We start from the raw sequence: 17,342 nt of genomic DNA on the forward strand, positions 1-17,342 counted from the left end.
AGAAACCTTAGTACCTGGATAATTACACTTTTGATATTATAATATGGAATTCAGCGGTTCGCTGACCACAATAGAGAATCTGAATCTATGAGCATATTCTATGACGATTTAGGTTTTCTAATTACATAAACGCCCAGCACAACAGGATTTCCATTACAAAGGCCTATCTCCCGCTTAATGGTTTTTTTGCCAGTATCTTGCTGAAACACCTTCGATATCTGACGTAATGGAATATTCCAAGCCTTTGCAATCGCCTCGATTAGTGCCCCATTCAATGTTCTGGAATGAAAGCGCCAAGCGCGCCCCCAAATTCCTTCAGAGTCATTCTCTGGTGGCCAGTTAATCCATACGTCATGGCGCCTGGTTTGCAAGATTCCAGGGATTCCCATGGCAACTGCAAAGACATTTTTATGAAGCTTAATTTCTCCAAATTCTCTATGCGCTAGATATAGCGCAGCGTCCTGGAGGATTAAAACCTCATCATCAAGATTCTCTTTTGATATCTCTTCTGCACTCTTCCAGCCACCCGCACCATTAGCAATATGGAATTTCTGTGTTGCGCCATTGAGAGCACGAATAATGGAGGCGCAGTCTACCTGAAGTTCGCTGTCCAGAGACTCATTAAAGATTAGATCTGCCTGTTCCGCGGCCCATAGCCGAAGAATATCTATGTCGGCAACAGGAACTCCAATATCACGCGCCGCGGTATGCGGTTTACCAACAAACACTCCGAATATTCCTCTTAATTCACACGAACGAAACCCGCCGATAGTCACAACACCGGGTGTAACGCGTTCGTGATCAACTAAATCTGTTCTGTTCTCTTTTATAGTGCTTACGCATGCGCGCCCAACAACCTCACCAGATGGGCTCGTCAATAATCGCAACATTGGCCCGAGCGCCTTAAGCAAGGTGGCATCCTCTGTAGTGCTTTTATTGCTACGAGGGCCAAACAGGCGTTGGAGGAGTTTGCTTCCTTTTATTGAAATCCAATCATATGCACCAACGACCAACTTTTTATTCTTATTCTCGACGTAAAGGTTGACGTCCAATGTTGGGCACAGCCAAGCACACCGCTCCTCAAGCGTCCATGGCTTTTGGAGATTTGAATCCCTAAGCATCTGATTAAAGATTGTTGGACTGCTCATCCAGACCCTAATCCGCGTTCCGCCTTCAATCAGGCACTCGTGAATATGGGCCTTTCTAAGAATTGGACGGGAAGTAAGACCATTCTGAAACTCCAAGATTAAAGTTTCATCACGTGCCCGCTCTGCGCGTCTAGTAATAACTTGGACCTTCCCTCCCCACATAAACACTGAAAAAAAACCAATTCCAAATTGGCCCGATGAAGAGAAGCCTTTCGATTCCAAGCCTGGCAGTTCTTTATGCATGAGCGGAGTTCCCCAAAACGAGTTTCCGAAATCCAAGAATGGCCCAGTCAATACATTAATTGACATACCTACACCAGAATCCTCAACCTCAACCCATCGCCCATTTATGTCTTCGCCAGTGCGAACAGTAACCCAGCCCCAATCAGCAGGTCGGCCTTCAACAAGTCTGCGTGCTCTGACAGCATCTGAAGCGTTCTGAATTAGCTCTCTTAATGGAACAGTTTCATTACGCCCATATAGCTTCTCACCGCCAAGGCTTCCGATCAGTCTCGCTACATCCCCAACCTGAATTTTTGCGTCGATAGGCAACCAAGTTGATGTTCCAATAAGTTTAGCCAGTCGGAGTGGGTCATCTATATAAGCCACGCCCCGTGCGCTAAGTCTTGGCCTATTTGTGTCAGCAAGTAGAGAGTCGACTTGCCTCAACTCCCTATCGACGACCTTAAGTGCATCAAAGCAGGCCCACCACGCGGAAGCTTCCTCGACCGAGAAATTATCTTTGGAAGTGTAAACCAATCGGTCGGATTCAAGTCGTGGCTGATATAACTTCTCTTGAAATGACCAATGGTCAGCGCTGATTCCCGCTGGCTTCCGAAGGGTTGTCAAGAATCCTGGAGCCCGTCTTTCGTCAAGGTGACTGGCGTCTGCTGTCCGCAGAATACATGCAAGCTTGACTGAATCAACGGTCCAGCTGTTGTCAAATCCTCCTGGCGCACCCATTTCACGTGGCAAGTCTTGTATTAATTGCTCAGTGGGCCACCAATGACTATGAGCGATCTTCCCAATTATTGGCCCGTAAGTATTTCTTAACGTGGGATCATCAATCAGGAAATATTCATTGGGGCTCGGGTGACAATCCTGCCATGAGATAAGAGCTAGGTGCTCAGCGTGCTTTGCGTGTAATTCTCTCAACACTTGACGAATTGCCGCATTCCGAATGATCTCAGGAGGATTCTTGACTTCATCAATCGTCGATTGACGTCCATGCTTCTTCTGAAGCAAAGAAGCAACAGTATCATGCCAAAGTTCTGTTTTTTGTAGTGCGTCAACTCCCTTTGGGTACGCAGCAAGCCCCATTCCCAAATCGTGAATCAAGAACGCACCGCCCAACACAAATGCTTCAGCTGGGGTTAAAGTAAATTTTTCACCAGTGATGAGTTGCGCCATTTCCCATAATGCATCCAGGTGGGTAATGTCGTGCACGGTAAATTCTGGGAGAACAATGGCAATTTCGGCAGCGAGCACTCCCGCACGTTCTCTGAAACTCTCATAGGCTGCTCTAAGGCGGGCTCGATTTGTTGCTTCAGTATCAGGATCAAGCTGGATAGCTAGAGTCTTCTGCCATAGAGTGGTCTTCTCAAATCTTTTCATCAGCTTTCTATGAGCAGCAGAATTAGGGGCAGGCCCCGGTTTAATTGCTCTGCTTTTTTATTGGCGTTCGTTGAACTCTGGATGCTACGCTAGCTATATGGATTGCTGAATAGCGTAGGCGCACAACGCCATCAGGGTCTGGGGGAAAAGGCCGAAAGCGAGTATCGCCAGGCCATTTGCGCTGATCAATAGCTTGACGTCGCCCTCTGGCAGAAGAGGCGCATCGGTTTCCGGCTCATCGAAATACATCAGTTTAACAATGCGCAGGTAATAAAACGCGCCGATCAGCGAGAACAGCACCGCCACCACCGCCAGCCATATGTAGCCGGCACTCAACACCGCCTGCAGTACCGACAGCTTGGCATAAATACCCACCGTGGGCGGCACGCCGGCCATCGAAAACATCAACAGCAGCGTAATAAACGCGTACCACGGGTTACGCCGGTTGAGTCCCTTGAAATCGTCGAGCTTGTCGGCTTCAAATCCTTCGTGCGAAAGCAGCATGATCATGCCGAATGTGCCGAGGGTCATCAATACATAGACCACAACATAGAACATGGATGAGCTGTAGCCATTCTCATTCCCGGCGATGATTCCGAGCAGCATGAAACCCATGTGCGAGATGGTGGAATATGCCAGCATGCGCTTGATATTGGTCTGGGCGATGGCGGCGAGATTGCCGATCATCATGGACATCACCGCCAGAATGACGAGCATTCCCTGCCAATCCGCCACCATTGCCCCCATGCCTTCCACCAGCAGGCGCATGACGAAACCGAATGCCGCCAGTTTCGGCGCCGCGCCGATGAACAGCACCACGGCTGTGGGCGCCCCCTGGTAAACATCGGGCGCCCACATGTGAAACGGCGCCGCGCTCAACTTGAAACTGATGCCGGCGACGATGAATACCAGCCCAACCACCAGCACCTCATGATTAAGCGCGCCCCCTTGTATCACTTCCGTTACGCGAGCAATGTTGAGTGAACCCGTCGCTCCGTAAATCATGGACATGCCATACAGCAGAAAACCGGAAGCCAGCGCCCCGAGGACGAAAAACTTTATCGCCGCCTCGGTTGCCGCAGCTGATTCGCGTCGCAATGCGACCATGGCGTAAAGCGATAACGACAGGAGTTCCAGCCCCAGGTAGAGGGTCAGGAAATGGCTGGCGGATATCATTACCATCATGCCCAGCGTGGCAAACAGCGCCAAACTGAAGAATTCTCCGCTGAGCATGCCGCGCACGGAAATATAGGCGCGCGAATATACCAGCACCGTGGCGACGGTGATATACACCAGCATCTTCAGTATGTCGGCCATGGCATCGTCCACGAACATGCCCGAGAACGTATAAACAATTCCGGGCGCGGAAGTGCCGAAAGTGATCAGCGCGCAACCAAGCAGCGTAATTTGCGACAGCAGATAAGCCATATAGGGCTTCTTCTCACCCCATGCGAGATCGGCCAGTAACACCACGCATACCATGACCAGAAGAAATATCTCCGGGTAGGCGGGGACGAAATCAGGCTGCATAAAATTCATTTAATATCCTCAAACACGCGGGACTGGTCTCATTAGCGCTACAGTTTGCTGCGGGCGATATGCGCCAGCAGGTCATCCACCGTGGTATGCATGACCTCCGTGAAGGGCGATGGATAAAGGCCCATTCCCAGCACCGCCACCGCCAGGACCGTCAGGATCAGAATCTCGCGTCCGTTGATATCCCTCAGCGCTTCCACGCCGGGACTCGCAACGGCGCCAAACACGACCCGCTTGTACATCCAGAGCGTATAGGCAGCACCGGTAATAAGCGTGGTAGCGGCGAGGAAGCCATACCAGAAATTCACCTTGACTGCAGCCATGATGACGATGAATTCACCCACAAAACCGCTGGTCCCCGGTAACCCTGCATTGGCCATGGCGAACAACATGAAGAACGCGGCGAATACCGGCATTTTATTGGCTACGCCGCCATAATCGGCGATCTGGCGTGAATGCAGGCGGTCGTAGAGCACCCCCACGCATAGAAACATGGCGCCGGAAATAAAGCCGTGCGAAATCATCTGCACCATCGCGCCTTCGAGTCCATACACGTTGAAGAGGAAGAAACCGAGCGTGACAAAACCCATGTGCGACACCGATGAATAAGCAATGAGCTTTTTCATGTCCGCCTGCACCAGGGCAACGAGTCCGATATAGACGACCGCTGTCAATGACAATACGATCATCATGGTCGAGAGATACTGGCTTGCATCTGGTACGATCGGCAGGGAAAAACGCAAAAAACCATACCCACCCAATTTCAGCAATATTGCCGCCAGCACCACCGAACCGCCGGTGGGCGCTTCCACGTGCGCATCCGGCAACCAGGTATGCACGGGCCACATCGGAACCTTTACCGCAAATGCCAGCAGGAACGCGACAAATATTAGGATTTGCGGCGTCAGCGGCAGGGGCAGCTTGTGGTAATCCAGTATCGAAAAACTGCCGCCGGAAACCTGATAGAGATAGATGAATGCCACCAGCATCAACAGGGAACCCAAGAGCGTGTAAAGAAAGAACTTGATCGCGGCATACACGCGGTTGGGGCCACCCCAGACGCCGATGATGAGAAACATCGGAATCAGCGAAGCTTCCCAGAAGATGTAGAACAGAATCGCATCGAGCGATGAGAATACGCCATTGACGATACCCGACATGATTAGAAACGCACCCATGTATTGGGACACCCGCTTGCTTATCACCTGCCACCCTGCGATTACCACCAGCGGTGTAGTAAAACAATTCAGCAGGATCAGCGGCATGGCGATGCCATCCACGCCGAGATGATAATGGATATTGAAATGCTCGATCCAGGCATTGAGTTCCACAAACTGCATGGCGTTCATTAGCGGGTCGAACTGGGTATAGAGCGGGATTGCCACCAGCAAGCCCGCTACCGACCCGACGAGCGCCAGCCATCGTGCCAGTTGGGCATTACGGTCGCCACCGGTGGCAAGCACGCCAATGCCGGCAAAAATGGGCAGCCAGATGACTAGACTTAACAGGGGAAGGCCAAACAACATGTTTATTCCGTTTTTTTATTCATTAGCGTGTAGCGAAATGCCGGGCTGAAACCGTAATAATATTCATCTCTTCTTGTTTTTTTGTTTCAAGATCCATACAACCATAAACTCATCAATATAAACACGCCAACAATCATGGTGAACGCATAATGATAGATATAGCCCGACTGGAAGCGGCGTACCAGCATGGCGGTTCCGGCCACCACTCGTGCCGTGCCGTTGACGAAGAACCCGTCAATGACTTTTACATCGCCGAATTTCCACAACCCGCCGCCCAGCGCGCGCGCGCCACCGGCGAATATCCAGGAATAGAATTCGTCAATAAAATATTTACGATCCAACAAGGTGTAGAGCGGTCCGGCGGCCCGGCTTATTTTTCCCGGCAGATCGGTATTCACCCTGTACAGGTACCAGGCGGCGAAAATGCCGCCAACCGAAAACCAGAATGGCAGGGTCGTGAATGCATGAGTCATCATTCCCGCTATGCCATGAAATTCCGCCGACATTTTTTCGATGGCTTCGTGCTGGGGCAGGATTTGTATGGCGCTGCCGAAATAGTCTCCGAACAGCATCGGCCCGATCAGCCAACCCGCGCCGATGGAAGGTATTGCCAGGACCACGAGTGGCAGCGTCACCACCCAAGGTGATTCATGAAGATGCTCTTCGGTGTGATGATCCATGCGCGGCGCGCCATGGAAAGTCATGAACACCAGGCGGAAAGTGTAGAACGCGGTGACAAAGACGGTGGTTACCGCGCAGAAATAGGCAAAGCCCGCACCCGGAATATTGGCGAAATGTACGGCCTCGATAATGGCATCCTTGGAAAAGAATCCGGAAAAGCCAGGCACGCCCGCACTTGCCAGCGCGGCGATAAACATCGTCCAGTAGGTAATGGGCATATACTTCTTGAGTCCGCCCATTTTCCGCATATCCTGCTCATGATGCATGGCGATGATCACTGAGCCTGCGCCCAAAAATAGCACCGCCTTGAAAAAGGCGTGGGTCATGAGGTGAAAAACCCCCGCCGAATAAGCTGACGCGCCCAGCGCCACCGTCATGTAACCGAGTTGCGACAAGGTGGAGTAGGCCACCACACGCTTGATGTCGTTCTGCACGATCGCCACCAGCGCCATGAATAGCGTGGTAATGCCGCCAATCACCAGGATGAACGACAGCGCCGTCTCAGTTAATTCAAATAATGGCGACATGCGAGCCACCATGAAGATACCTGCGGTTACCATCGTCGCGGCATGAATCAGCGCGGAGATCGGCGTTGGACCCTCCATCGAATCCGGCAGCCATACGTGTAGCGGAAACTGTGCGGATTTGCCCATCGCGCCGACAAACAGCAAGATACAAACTGCTGACAATAGCGCCCATGGCGAGCCGGGAATGACCTCGATTGTCTGCGTCACGAGTTGCGGTGCCTGGGCAAATACCGCTGAATAATCCAGCGTGCCGAAATATGTCAGCACCAAGCCGATACCAAGGAGAAAACCAAAGTCGCCGACACGGTTGACCAGAAACGCTTTCAAGTTGGCATAAATCGCGGTGGGACGGGTATACCAGAAGCCGATAAGCAGATAGGAAACCAGTCCGACCGCCTCCCAGCCAAAGAAAAGCTGGAGGAAATTATTCGACATCACCAGCATCAGCATCGAAAAAGTGAAGAGCGAGATATAGCTGAAAAAACGCTGGTATCCCGGATCACCACGCATATAACCGATGGTATAGATATGCACCATTAACGACACGCCGCTTACCACGACCATCATCATGGCCGAAAGTTGATCGATCAGGAACCCAACCTCGAAACGTGTATCGTCGGAAATCATCCAGGTATAAACGCTGCCGTTATAGATGTTTCCTTTCAATACATCCATGAAAACGGCAATGGATGCGGCCACGCACACCATCATCAGCACGATGGTGGTGCGATGGCTCCAGGCCGGCCCGATCATTCGGCCAAACAATCCGGCGATAAGCGCCCCCGCCAACGGAGCCAGTGGGATCAACAGGTAAAGTTTTTGCATCTCAGTCATAAAAATTCATCTTCTTGTTTTTAGAGCCGTCTGTTTCCGATTCCAGGTCTGATCCAGGTCGTGAAATTACCCCTTGAGCTTTTCCAGATCATCCACATTGATCGTGCGCAGGTTGCGAAACAGAACCACCAATATTGCCAGCCCGATGGCGGATTCCGCTGCGGCCACGGTAAGAATGAAAAACACGAAGATCTGACCCGACACATCTTGCAGATAATGCGAGAATGCGACGAAATTCATGTTTACCGCCAGGAGCATCAGCTCGATTGCCATCAACAGGATAATTACATTTTTCCTGTTGAGAAAAATCCCGACAATACTGATGGCGAACAGAATCGCACCGAGGACAAGGTAATGGGATAACGAAACCAAGCTAACAACCCCTTTCTCAGGACAACATTAAAACAGCGTCATGCAACCGCTTTTTATTCTCTCTTCTTCCGCCTTTATTCTTTCTTCTCGGATGGCATCGATACCATCCGCACGCGGTCTTCACGCTTTACTGCCACCTGTTTCGCGACATCAAGACTCTTGACACCGGTGCGGCGGCGCAAGGTCAGAGCTATCGCGGCCACTATCGCCACCAGCAAAAGTACCGCCGCCAGTTCAAACGCATAAACATATTCGGTATAAATCAAACGGCCCAGTTCCTTGGTGTTACTGTAATCGGCGGCGCGCGCAGGCGGCGCAGGCATTTCGTCGGCGCCGAACTGCTTGCCCATCAGCACCATCGCCATTTGGGCCGCCATCACCAGCGCCAGGAGCGCGCCGAATGGAAACCATTTCCAGAACCCCTCGCGCAGACGGTCAAGATTGATATCAAGCATCATGACCACAAACAGGAACAACACCATCACCGCGCCTACATATACCAGTACCAGAGTAATCGCGAGAAACTCCGCCTCCAACAATAGCCATAGTCCGGCGGAGGTGAAAAAAGCGAGCACCAGCAACAATGCCGAATGCACCGGATTGCGGGCCGTGATGACACCCAATGCGGATAACACCAGCACAGTCGAAAAAAAATAAAAAGTGATATCGTGAAAACTCATGTAGGTATTTCTATAAATTCAAAACCCTGTAGCCGGGTTAGCATAGCCTGGTCGACAATCGACCGGCTCCTCTCATTCACCAGCTCATTTTCCCAATCATCGATAGCCCGCATCCGCCGCCCTGTCCTTTGCTATCTGCTCTTCATATCGATCTCCCACTGCCAGCAACATTTGCTTGGTATAGATCAGGTCGCCGCGTTTCTCGCCGTGATATTCGAGGATCCGGGTCTCGACAATCGAATCCACCGGACAGGATTCCTCGCAGAAACCGCAGAATATGCATTTCGTCAGATCGATGTCATACCGTGTGGTGCGGCGGGTTCCATCATCGCGCTGCTCTGATTCGATGGTGATCGCCAGCGCTGGGCACACCGCTTCGCATAGCTTGCAGGCGATACAACGCTCTTCCCCGTTGGGATAACGGCGCAGCGCATGGAGACCGCGGAAGCGAGGGGACTGCGGTGTTTTCTCTTCGGGAAAGTGCACCGTGATTTTACGCGCAAACATGTATCGCCCGGTCAGCATCATCCCCTTGACCAGTTCAAACAACAGGAAAGTACGGAAAAAATCCTTGATACGGTTCATGGTTTTCTCCTGTCTCAATGAAACCACAGGTTAAGTGGAAATGCGTCCCGAAGTGATGGCGGAAATTGCATTATCAAACCCAGCAGTAGTATCCAGACAAGCGTGATCGGAATGAACACCTTCCAGCCAAGACGCATGATCTGATCATAGCGGTAGCGGGGAAAGGTGGCGCGAAACCAGAGAAAACAAAACAATAAAAACGATATTTTCAGCACCAGCCAGATAAAACCGGGAATCATGGTAAATGGTGCAATATTGACCGGCGGGAGCCATCCCCCCAGAAAGATAAGGCTGGCCAGCGTTGCCACCAGGATCATATTGGAGTATTCCGCCAGAAAGAATACCGTGAACGCCATACCGGAATATTCAACATGGAATCCGGCCACAATTTCTGATTCACCCTCGGCTACATCAAACGGGGCACGATTGGTTTCCGCCACCCCGGAAATGAAGTACACCAGAAACATTGGAAACAACGGGATGAGATACCAGTTGATGAAACTGCCACCCTGCTGGCCTTTGACAATATCGCTCAGATTCAGACTCTGTGACATCATCAGCACGCATACCAATGCGAAACCCATCGCCAGTTCGTAAGACACCACCTGTGCGGCGGATCGCATCGCACCAAGGAAGGCATACTTGGAATTGGAAGCCCAACCCGCGATGATGACTCCATAGACGCCCATGGAAGTCATGGCCAGAATATAAAGCAGGCCCGCATTGATGTCGGCCAATACGACCTCGGGAGAAAACGGCACTACCGCCCATGCCGCCAGAGCCGGCGCGAAGGTCAGCACCGGGGCCAGGACAAACAAAAACTTATTTGCGCCACTGGGAATGATGATTTCCTTCATCACGGCCTTCACCGCATCCGCGATGGGCTGCGCCCAACCGCCCAGCCAGGGAATGCCGAAGAAAGTCACCCGATTGGGTCCGACCCGCAGCTGCATAAAGGCGATAATCTTGCGTTCCGCAAAAGTAAGGTAGGCCACTGCCAACATCAATGGCAATATGATGGCGACAATCAGCAGCGCGTTCTTGGCCAGAACGAAAAGGGCGGGACCCCACTCCGAACCAAAAAAGTCCCCGAATAATTGTTGCGCGTATTCCATCAAATCACTCTGGTTTCTTGCATCACAATCTTTCCACCACTATTTCACCGAACATTTCACCCAAAGCCGCGGTCAGGGGGTGCGCGCAAGCCACCCGCACACAATTTGAAGGCAGCTTATCGTCCCGGGCCGCTGGCAATTGCGCTTCACCTTCTCCCTGTTTCAATCTTATATTGTCACCCGGATTTATGCCGAGCGCATCCATCAGATCACCCGGCATCCAGGCCAGCGGCGCGGCGGCATCCCGTGTGCGCTGCAGCGAATCGGCACGGCGCACAATGGGGTCGGCCTGATGAATCGGGACTTCGCCGATGCGCTGAATTCCGCCGCTCTTCGGCTCATTCATCAGTCCGGTATCACCTACCGCGAAATTTCTCAAATTGTTGTTCAAGCGGGCGCTGATATCGCCGCCTGCCGGAAGAATCTCCGCACGCACCTGCTCCGGTGTATCGTAGGCAAAGCCGTCAAGTTCCAGCATAGTGCCCAATACCCGCAGGACTTTCCATGCCGGGCGCGTATCGGCGAGAGGGGCGACCACACCATTGAAACTTTGCGCACGACCTTCGGTATTGATAAAGGTGCCTGAGGTTTCGGTGAATGGCGCAATCGGCAGCAATACATCCGCATAACCGCCCTCAAGAACGGCACGGTTCTTATATGCGCTCATCACCACCACCAGCTCTGCCGCATCCAGTGCTTTCATCGTTTGATGCGGATTATAGCTATCCAGCTCCGGTTCCAAATTCATCAGCACATAGGCCCGGCACGGTTGCGACACAGGCTTGGCCGCACCCGTCCCAAGCATTTGCGAAGCATTCATGTTTCCCTGTCCCGGCCGGCCGGAATCTCCGGCGGCCGCGCTCAAGCCGCCATGGTCAGGAATTGCCCCGGCAATATAGGCGCCGACACTATTGGCAGCCTCGCCCAATACACCAAACTCCGCTTCGACAATGTGCGCGATATGCTGTGCCAGTCCGTGAATATCCGCATACTGCGGATGGTGCTGCGCCATGTTGCCAAGAAAAATCGCGGCGGGCTTATTATCAATGAGGCTGGCCGCCATCGCCCGCGCGGCATCCGTCACGCTGATGGAGCCGGATACTGTTTTTGCTCCATCGGGAATCTCCACCTGCTTCAACTCAGTGGCGGCTTTCAAGATCTGCGCCAGCATCGCCGCCATTGCGGCAGGTGCGACGATGGCACGATTAGCCACCTTGGTCAGCAGATCGTCATCCACCGGATTGACAAGATTCAGTTGAGCACCCTGCTTTACCGCCTGGCGCAGACGCTGCGCAATGAGCGGATGATCCTTGCGCAGGGTGCTGCCGATAACCAGCGCCGACTTTAGGCGGGAAATAGCTGCCACGTTCATTCCCAGCCATGGTGCGCCTTGCAGGTGTTGATCCGAGCGGAAATCGGATTGGCGCAAGCGATGATCCACATTTCCGCTACCCAATCCCCGCATGAGTTTTTGTAACAGATAGAGTTCTTCCAGCGTACTGTGGGGAGAGGCCAACGCACCGATACTCGAAGCGCCGTGTTTTTCCTTTACGGTCCTCAATCCATTGGCAACGAATTCCAGAGCGGCTTGCCAGTCGCACTCCTGCCATTCGCCATTGCGCTTTATCATCGGTGTGCTCAGGCGCTCGTCCGAGTTTAGCCCCTCATAGGAAAAGCGATCCTTATCCGACAGCCAGCACTCGTTCACTTCCTCGTTCTCGCGCGGCAACACACGCATGACACGATTCTGCTTTACCTGAACCACGAGATTGGAGCCGAGACCGCAATGCGGACTCACTGATTTCCTGCGGGACAATTCCCAAGTGCGGGCAGAATAGCGGAAAGGCTTGCTGACGAGCGCGCCGACCGGGCAAAGATCGATCATATTGCCGGATAATTCCGAGTCGACCGTACTGCCGACAAATGACAGGATTTCCGCATGTTCGCCGCGGCCCGCCATACCCAATTCCATAATGCCGGCAATCTCCTGACCGAAGCGCACGCAACGTGTGCAATGGATGCAGCGGGTCATATCGGTGGAGATCAGCGGACCCAGATTCTTGTTCGCCACCACCCGCTTGGCTTCGGTATAACGTGACGCACTCGCTCCATAGCCCACTGCAAGATCCTGTAGCTGACATTCGCCGCCCTGGTCGCAAATGGGGCAATCCAGTGGATGATTGATAAGCAGAAACTCCATCACGCCTTTCTGTGCGGTTACCGCCTGTCCGGAGTGAGTAAAGACCTTCATGCCCTCCATGGCGGGAGTGGCGCACGCGGGCAAGGGCTTGGGTGCTTTCTCCACTTGAACCAGGCACATGCGGCAATTGGCCGCGATGGACAGTTTCTTGTGATAGCAGAAATGCGGAATATATATACCCAGCTGATTGGCACCGTCCATGACAGTGCCATTCTTGGGCACAGACACCTGTTTGCCGTCGATTTCGAAATTGATCATTAGATGCTTACTCTCGGATTCATCACGAACAGACGCGGCCAAGAAAGAAAACGATTACTTTATCCATTCTCATGCGGCTACACCATGCATCTCTTGTGCTCAATATGGTACGCAAACTCATCCCGAAAATGCTGGATCATGGCGCGTACCGGCATGGCGGCTGCGTCACCCAGTGCGCAAATGGTACGCCCCTGAATATTATCGGCAACATTGTTGAGCAAATCGAGATCCTCCATTCGCCCCGTGCCGGTCTCGATTCGATGCACCACACGATAAAGCCAGCCGGTACCTTCGCGGCAGGGTGTGCATTGACCGCAGGATTCCTCAAAATAAAAATATGACAATCGCTCCAGCGCTTTCACCATGCAAGTGGTGTCATCCATGATGATGACCGCGCCGGAGCCCAGCATGGAACCAGCTTTGGCGATGGAATCATAATCCATGTCGGTCTGCATCATGATATCGCCGGGCAACACGGGCATGGATGAACCGCCGGGGATGCATCCTTTGAGTTTCCGCCCGCCGCGCATGCCGCCCGCCATTTCCAGCAGCGTGGCGAATGGCGTACCCAACGGCACCTCGTAATTACCGGGTCTATTGACATGACCCGACACCGAAAAAAGCTTGGTGCCACCGTTGTTGGGCTTGCCGAGCTGCAAAAACTTCTCGCCACCATTGCGGATAATCCAGGGCACCGAGGCAAATGTTTCGGTGTTGTTGATCGTAGTGGGTTTGCCATAAAGGCCGAAGCTCGCCGGGAAAGGAGGCTTAAAACGCGGCTGCCCCTTTTTGCCCTCCAGCGATTCTAGCAGCGCAGTTTCCTCGCCACAGATATATGCACCATAACCATGATGATTGTATAACTGGAAACCGAAATCGGAACCGAGGATGTGGTTCCCCAGATATCCCGCGGCTCGCGCTTCGTCTACCGCCTCCTCCATGCGCTCATAGGTATCCCAGATTTCGCCATGAACATAGTTGTAACCCGTCTTGATACCCATCGCATAGGCGCCGATAATCATGCCTTCTATCAGGATGTGCGGGTTGTGACGCATGATATCGCGGTCCTTGAAGGTGCCTGGCTCGCCTTCGTCGGAATTGCATACCAGATACTTGTCGCCTTCGTACTGCTTGGGCATGAAACTCCACTTTAGCCCGGTCGGGAAACCCGCGCCGCCGCGTCCACGCAATGCGGATTTTTTGACTTCCTCGATGACTTTTTCAGGCGGAATTTTCTCGTCCAGAATTTTTCTCAGCGCGGCATACCCGTCGCGCTGCTCATAATTCTTAAGCCGCCAGTTTGCGGGATCGGATGGATTCAGTCCCGCCAGCAATATCTGCGTAAGCTCGGTCATTTGTTCAGCTCCTCCAGCAATTGATCGATACTGTCGTTGGACATGAAGCTGCACATACGCTTGTTATTCACCAGGAGCACGGGCGCGTCGCCGCATGCCCCCATGCACTCGCCTTCCTTCAATGTAAATTTGCCATCGGCGGTGGTCTGATTGAAACCGATACCCAGCTTTTGCTTGATATGGGTCACCGCATCATTGGCGCCGGAAAGCGCGCAGGGAAGGTTCGTGCAAACGGTGATCTTGTGTTTACCCAATGGCTGAAGGTTATACATGTTGTAGAACGTCGCCACCTCATACACGGCTATCGGTGGCATGCCAAGATAGTGTGCAATGAAATCCATGGTTTCATTGGCCAGCCATCCCTTCTCATCCTGAGCGATGGCGAGCGCCGACATCACGGCCGACTGCTTCTGGTCGGCGGGATATTTCGTGAGCTCATGGTCAATTTTTTTAATGGACTCAGGGCTTAACATGTCAATTTGGCTGTTTCACTGGCTATCTGGGTAACGGTCAATGGATCTACCTGCTTATCTGTCTATTTCACCAAACACAATATCCTGCGTACCGATAATGGCCACCACATCGGCGATCATATGTCCACGCGACATTTCATCTAGCGCCGCCAGATGGGGGAAGCCTGGTGCGCGAATTTTGAGCCGGTAAGGCATATTGGCGCCATCCGATACGAGGTAAATGCCAAATTCACCCTTGGGATGCTCGACCGCCGCGTAAGCCTCACCCGGTGGCACATGGAAACCCTCTGTAAAAAGCTTGAAATGATGTATCAGCTCTTCCATGTTCTGCTTCATTTCGACACGTGCCGGTGGCGCGATCTTGTGGTTATCGGTTATGACCGGTCCAGGGTTCTTGCGTAGCCATTCGACACACTGCCTGATGATACGATTGGATTGACGAAACTCTTCTATCCTCACCAGATAACGATCGTAGCAATCGCCATTGACACCCACCGGTATATCGAAATCCATCCGGTCATAAACTTCATACGGCTGTTTTTTCCGCAAATCCCACTCGACGCCCGAACCACGCAGCATCGGACCGGTAAAACCCAGTGCCTTGGCACGTTCAGGCGAGACTACGCCGATGCCTACCAGCCGCTGTTTCCAGATGCGGTTGTCGGTTAACAGGGTTTCATATTCATCCACGTAGGAAGGGAATCGATTGGTAAAGTCTTCGATGAAATCCAGCAGCGAACCGCTACGGTTCTCGTTGAGCATCCGGGTGCTTTTCTCGTTGTGGATTTTCGATGCCTGATATTGGGGCATTGAATCCGGCAGATCCCGATAGACACCGCCCGGACGGTAATAGGCGGCATGCATTCTGGCGCCCGACACCGCCTCGTAACAATCCATCAGGTCCTCGCGGTCGCGGAAAGCGTAGAGGAACACGGTCATTGCGCCCACATCCAGCGCGTGAGCTCCCAACCACAACAGATGATTGAGTATGCGCGTGATCTCATCAAACATTACGCGAATATATTGCGCACGCAAAGGTACCTCAAGCTGCAACAGCTTCTCGATGGCCATTACATAGGCATGCTCATTGGACATCATGGACACGTAATCCAGCCGGTCCATGTATGGTACTGACTGAATATAGGTTTTGGATTCGGCCAGCTTTTCAGTCGCGCGATGCAGCAGGCCGATGTGCGGGTCGGCACGCTGAATGACTTCGCCATCCAGCTCCAGCACCAGGCGCAACACGCCATGCGCCGCCGGATGTTGCGGGCCAAAGTTCATGGTGTAGTTGCGTATCTCAGCCATGCTTATCGAGTCCTTGCCGCAGAGACCTCATTCGCTATCTCCATAATGCTCTTCACGGATCACGCGCGGCGTGATCTGGCGCGGTTCGATGCTGACCGGCTGGTAGATTACTCGCTGCTGGTCGGGATCGTAACGCATCTCGACATTTCCGCTTAATGGAAAATCCTTGCGGAATGGATTGCCGATAAACCCATAGTCCGTGAGAATGCGACGCAAATCGGGGTGGCCCGTAAAGACGATGCCGTAAAGATCAAATGCCTCACGCTCGAACCAGTTGGCGGATGGCCATATGTCAATTACCGAGTCCAGAACCGGGAACTCATCGTCCTCTGCGAATACCTTGACCCGCAACCTGCAGTTATGGCTGATGGAAAGAAGGTGGTACACGACGGCGAAGCGTTTGCCCTCGCTGTCGTTCCCGGAGAGGGATTCGGAACCATAGGTTGAATAATCCATTCCGCATAAATCGGCGAGCATTTCAAAACCCAGGTCCGGGTGATCACGCAAGGTTCCCATTGACCACAGCATATCCGCAGGAGCCACCGTAATCGTTAGCTCACCCAATCGCTCGCGGGTGCTGACAAGTTTATCGGTCAACACATTCTGAAGGCAAAGGGCGAGCGTTTCCAGACGAGAGGAAGTCATAGTTGACTCAGCGGGCAATGGTATTGGTGCGGTGGATCTTGTTCTGGAGCTGGATAATACCGTAGAGCAATGCTTCCGCTGTTGGCGGACAGCCTGGGACATAGATATCAACCGGCACGATGCGGTCGCAACCCCGCACAACGGAATAGGAATAATGATAATAACCGCCACCGTTGGCGCAGGAACCCATGGAAATTACCCAGCGCGGCTCAGCCATCTGATCGTAAACTTTACGCAATGCAGGCGCCATTTTGTTGCACAATGTGCCGGCTACAATCATCACATCCGATTGACGCGGACTGGGCCGGAACACGATACCAAAACGATCCAGGTCATAGCGTGAGGCGCCCGCCTGCATCATTTCCACCGCACAGCACGCGAGACCAAAAGTCATCGGCCACATGGAGCCGGTTCGCCCCCAGTTGATGATGCTATCCAGGCCCGTGGTAACAAAACCTTTTTCCATTACGCCGCTAGTACTCATA

General features: G+C 52.7%; 14 protein-coding genes. All 14 read right to left on the minus strand.

From position 1 onward, the window contains the following. Nucleotides 1-98: 98 nt before the first annotated feature. A complete protein-coding gene (locus tag EBAPG3_RS12445; protein WP_004179144.1) occupies nt 99-2,762 on the minus strand; it encodes an HD domain-containing protein in 2,664 nt (887 codons plus the stop codon). A gap of 93 nt (nt 2,763-2,855) precedes the next feature. Further along, a complete protein-coding gene (gene nuoN / locus EBAPG3_RS12450; RefSeq protein ID WP_004179143.1) occupies nt 2,856-4,301 on the minus strand; it encodes an NADH-quinone oxidoreductase subunit NuoN in 1,446 nt (481 codons plus the stop codon). Between the two features lie 38 nt (nt 4,302-4,339). After that, on the minus strand, nt 4,340-5,824 hold the full coding sequence (locus EBAPG3_RS12455; RefSeq protein ID WP_004179142.1) for an NADH-quinone oxidoreductase subunit M: 1,485 nt from the start codon (nt 5,822-5,824) through the stop codon (nt 4,340-4,342). A gap of 86 nt (nt 5,825-5,910) precedes the next feature. Beyond that, complete coding sequence (nuoL, locus tag EBAPG3_RS12460) at nt 5,911-7,866, minus strand: NADH-quinone oxidoreductase subunit L (RefSeq protein WP_004179141.1); 1,956 nt, start codon at nt 7,864-7,866, stop codon at nt 5,911-5,913. A gap of 66 nt (nt 7,867-7,932) precedes the next feature. After that, a complete protein-coding gene (gene nuoK / locus EBAPG3_RS12465) occupies nt 7,933-8,238 on the minus strand; it encodes an NADH-quinone oxidoreductase subunit NuoK (RefSeq protein WP_040852720.1) in 306 nt (101 codons plus the stop codon). A 74-nt stretch (nt 8,239-8,312) separates the two neighbouring features. Then, on the minus strand, nt 8,313-8,918 hold the full coding sequence (locus tag EBAPG3_RS12470) for an NADH-quinone oxidoreductase subunit J (protein WP_004179139.1): 606 nt from the start codon (nt 8,916-8,918) through the stop codon (nt 8,313-8,315). A 96-nt stretch (nt 8,919-9,014) separates the two neighbouring features. Continuing rightward, nucleotides 9,015-9,503 carry an NADH-quinone oxidoreductase subunit NuoI gene (gene nuoI, locus EBAPG3_RS12475; protein WP_004179137.1) on the minus strand — a complete coding sequence of 163 codons (489 nt, stop codon included), beginning with the start codon at nt 9,501-9,503 and terminating at the stop codon, nt 9,015-9,017. Between the two features lie 14 nt (nt 9,504-9,517). Beyond that, nucleotides 9,518-10,618: an NADH-quinone oxidoreductase subunit NuoH gene (nuoH, locus tag EBAPG3_RS12480; RefSeq protein WP_004179136.1), complete on the minus strand. Its 1,101-nt coding sequence runs from the start codon at nt 10,616-10,618 to the stop codon at nt 9,518-9,520. 22 nt (nt 10,619-10,640) lie between these two features. Beyond that, entirely contained in the window at nt 10,641-13,076 is a 2,436-nt protein-coding gene (gene nuoG / locus EBAPG3_RS12485) for an NADH-quinone oxidoreductase subunit NuoG (protein WP_004179126.1), read from the minus strand. 77 nt (nt 13,077-13,153) lie between these two features. Then, a complete protein-coding gene (nuoF, locus tag EBAPG3_RS12490; protein ID WP_004179124.1) occupies nt 13,154-14,431 on the minus strand; it encodes an NADH-quinone oxidoreductase subunit NuoF in 1,278 nt (425 codons plus the stop codon). Beyond that, a complete protein-coding gene (nuoE, locus tag EBAPG3_RS12495) occupies nt 14,428-14,904 on the minus strand; it encodes an NADH-quinone oxidoreductase subunit NuoE (RefSeq protein ID WP_004179122.1) in 477 nt (158 codons plus the stop codon). The genes nuoF and nuoE overlap by 4 nt, the downstream gene beginning before the upstream one ends. A gap of 54 nt (nt 14,905-14,958) precedes the next feature. Next, nucleotides 14,959-16,212, minus strand: coding sequence for an NADH-quinone oxidoreductase subunit D (locus tag EBAPG3_RS12500; protein ID WP_004179120.1), 1,254 nt, complete (start codon nt 16,210-16,212; stop codon nt 14,959-14,961). A gap of 27 nt (nt 16,213-16,239) precedes the next feature. Then, on the minus strand, nt 16,240-16,857 hold the full coding sequence (locus tag EBAPG3_RS12505; RefSeq protein WP_004179119.1) for an NADH-quinone oxidoreductase subunit C: 618 nt from the start codon (nt 16,855-16,857) through the stop codon (nt 16,240-16,242). Nucleotides 16,858-16,864: 7 nt separating this feature from the next. Continuing rightward, nucleotides 16,865-17,341, minus strand: a complete 477-nt coding sequence (locus tag EBAPG3_RS12510) for a NuoB/complex I 20 kDa subunit family protein (protein ID WP_040852717.1) — start codon at nt 17,339-17,341, stop codon at nt 16,865-16,867. Nucleotide 17,342: the final 1 nt, after the last annotated feature.

This window comes from Nitrosospira lacus (genome assembly GCF_000355765.4).
Classification (GTDB): Bacteria; Pseudomonadota; Gammaproteobacteria; order Burkholderiales; family Nitrosomonadaceae; genus Nitrosospira; species Nitrosospira lacus.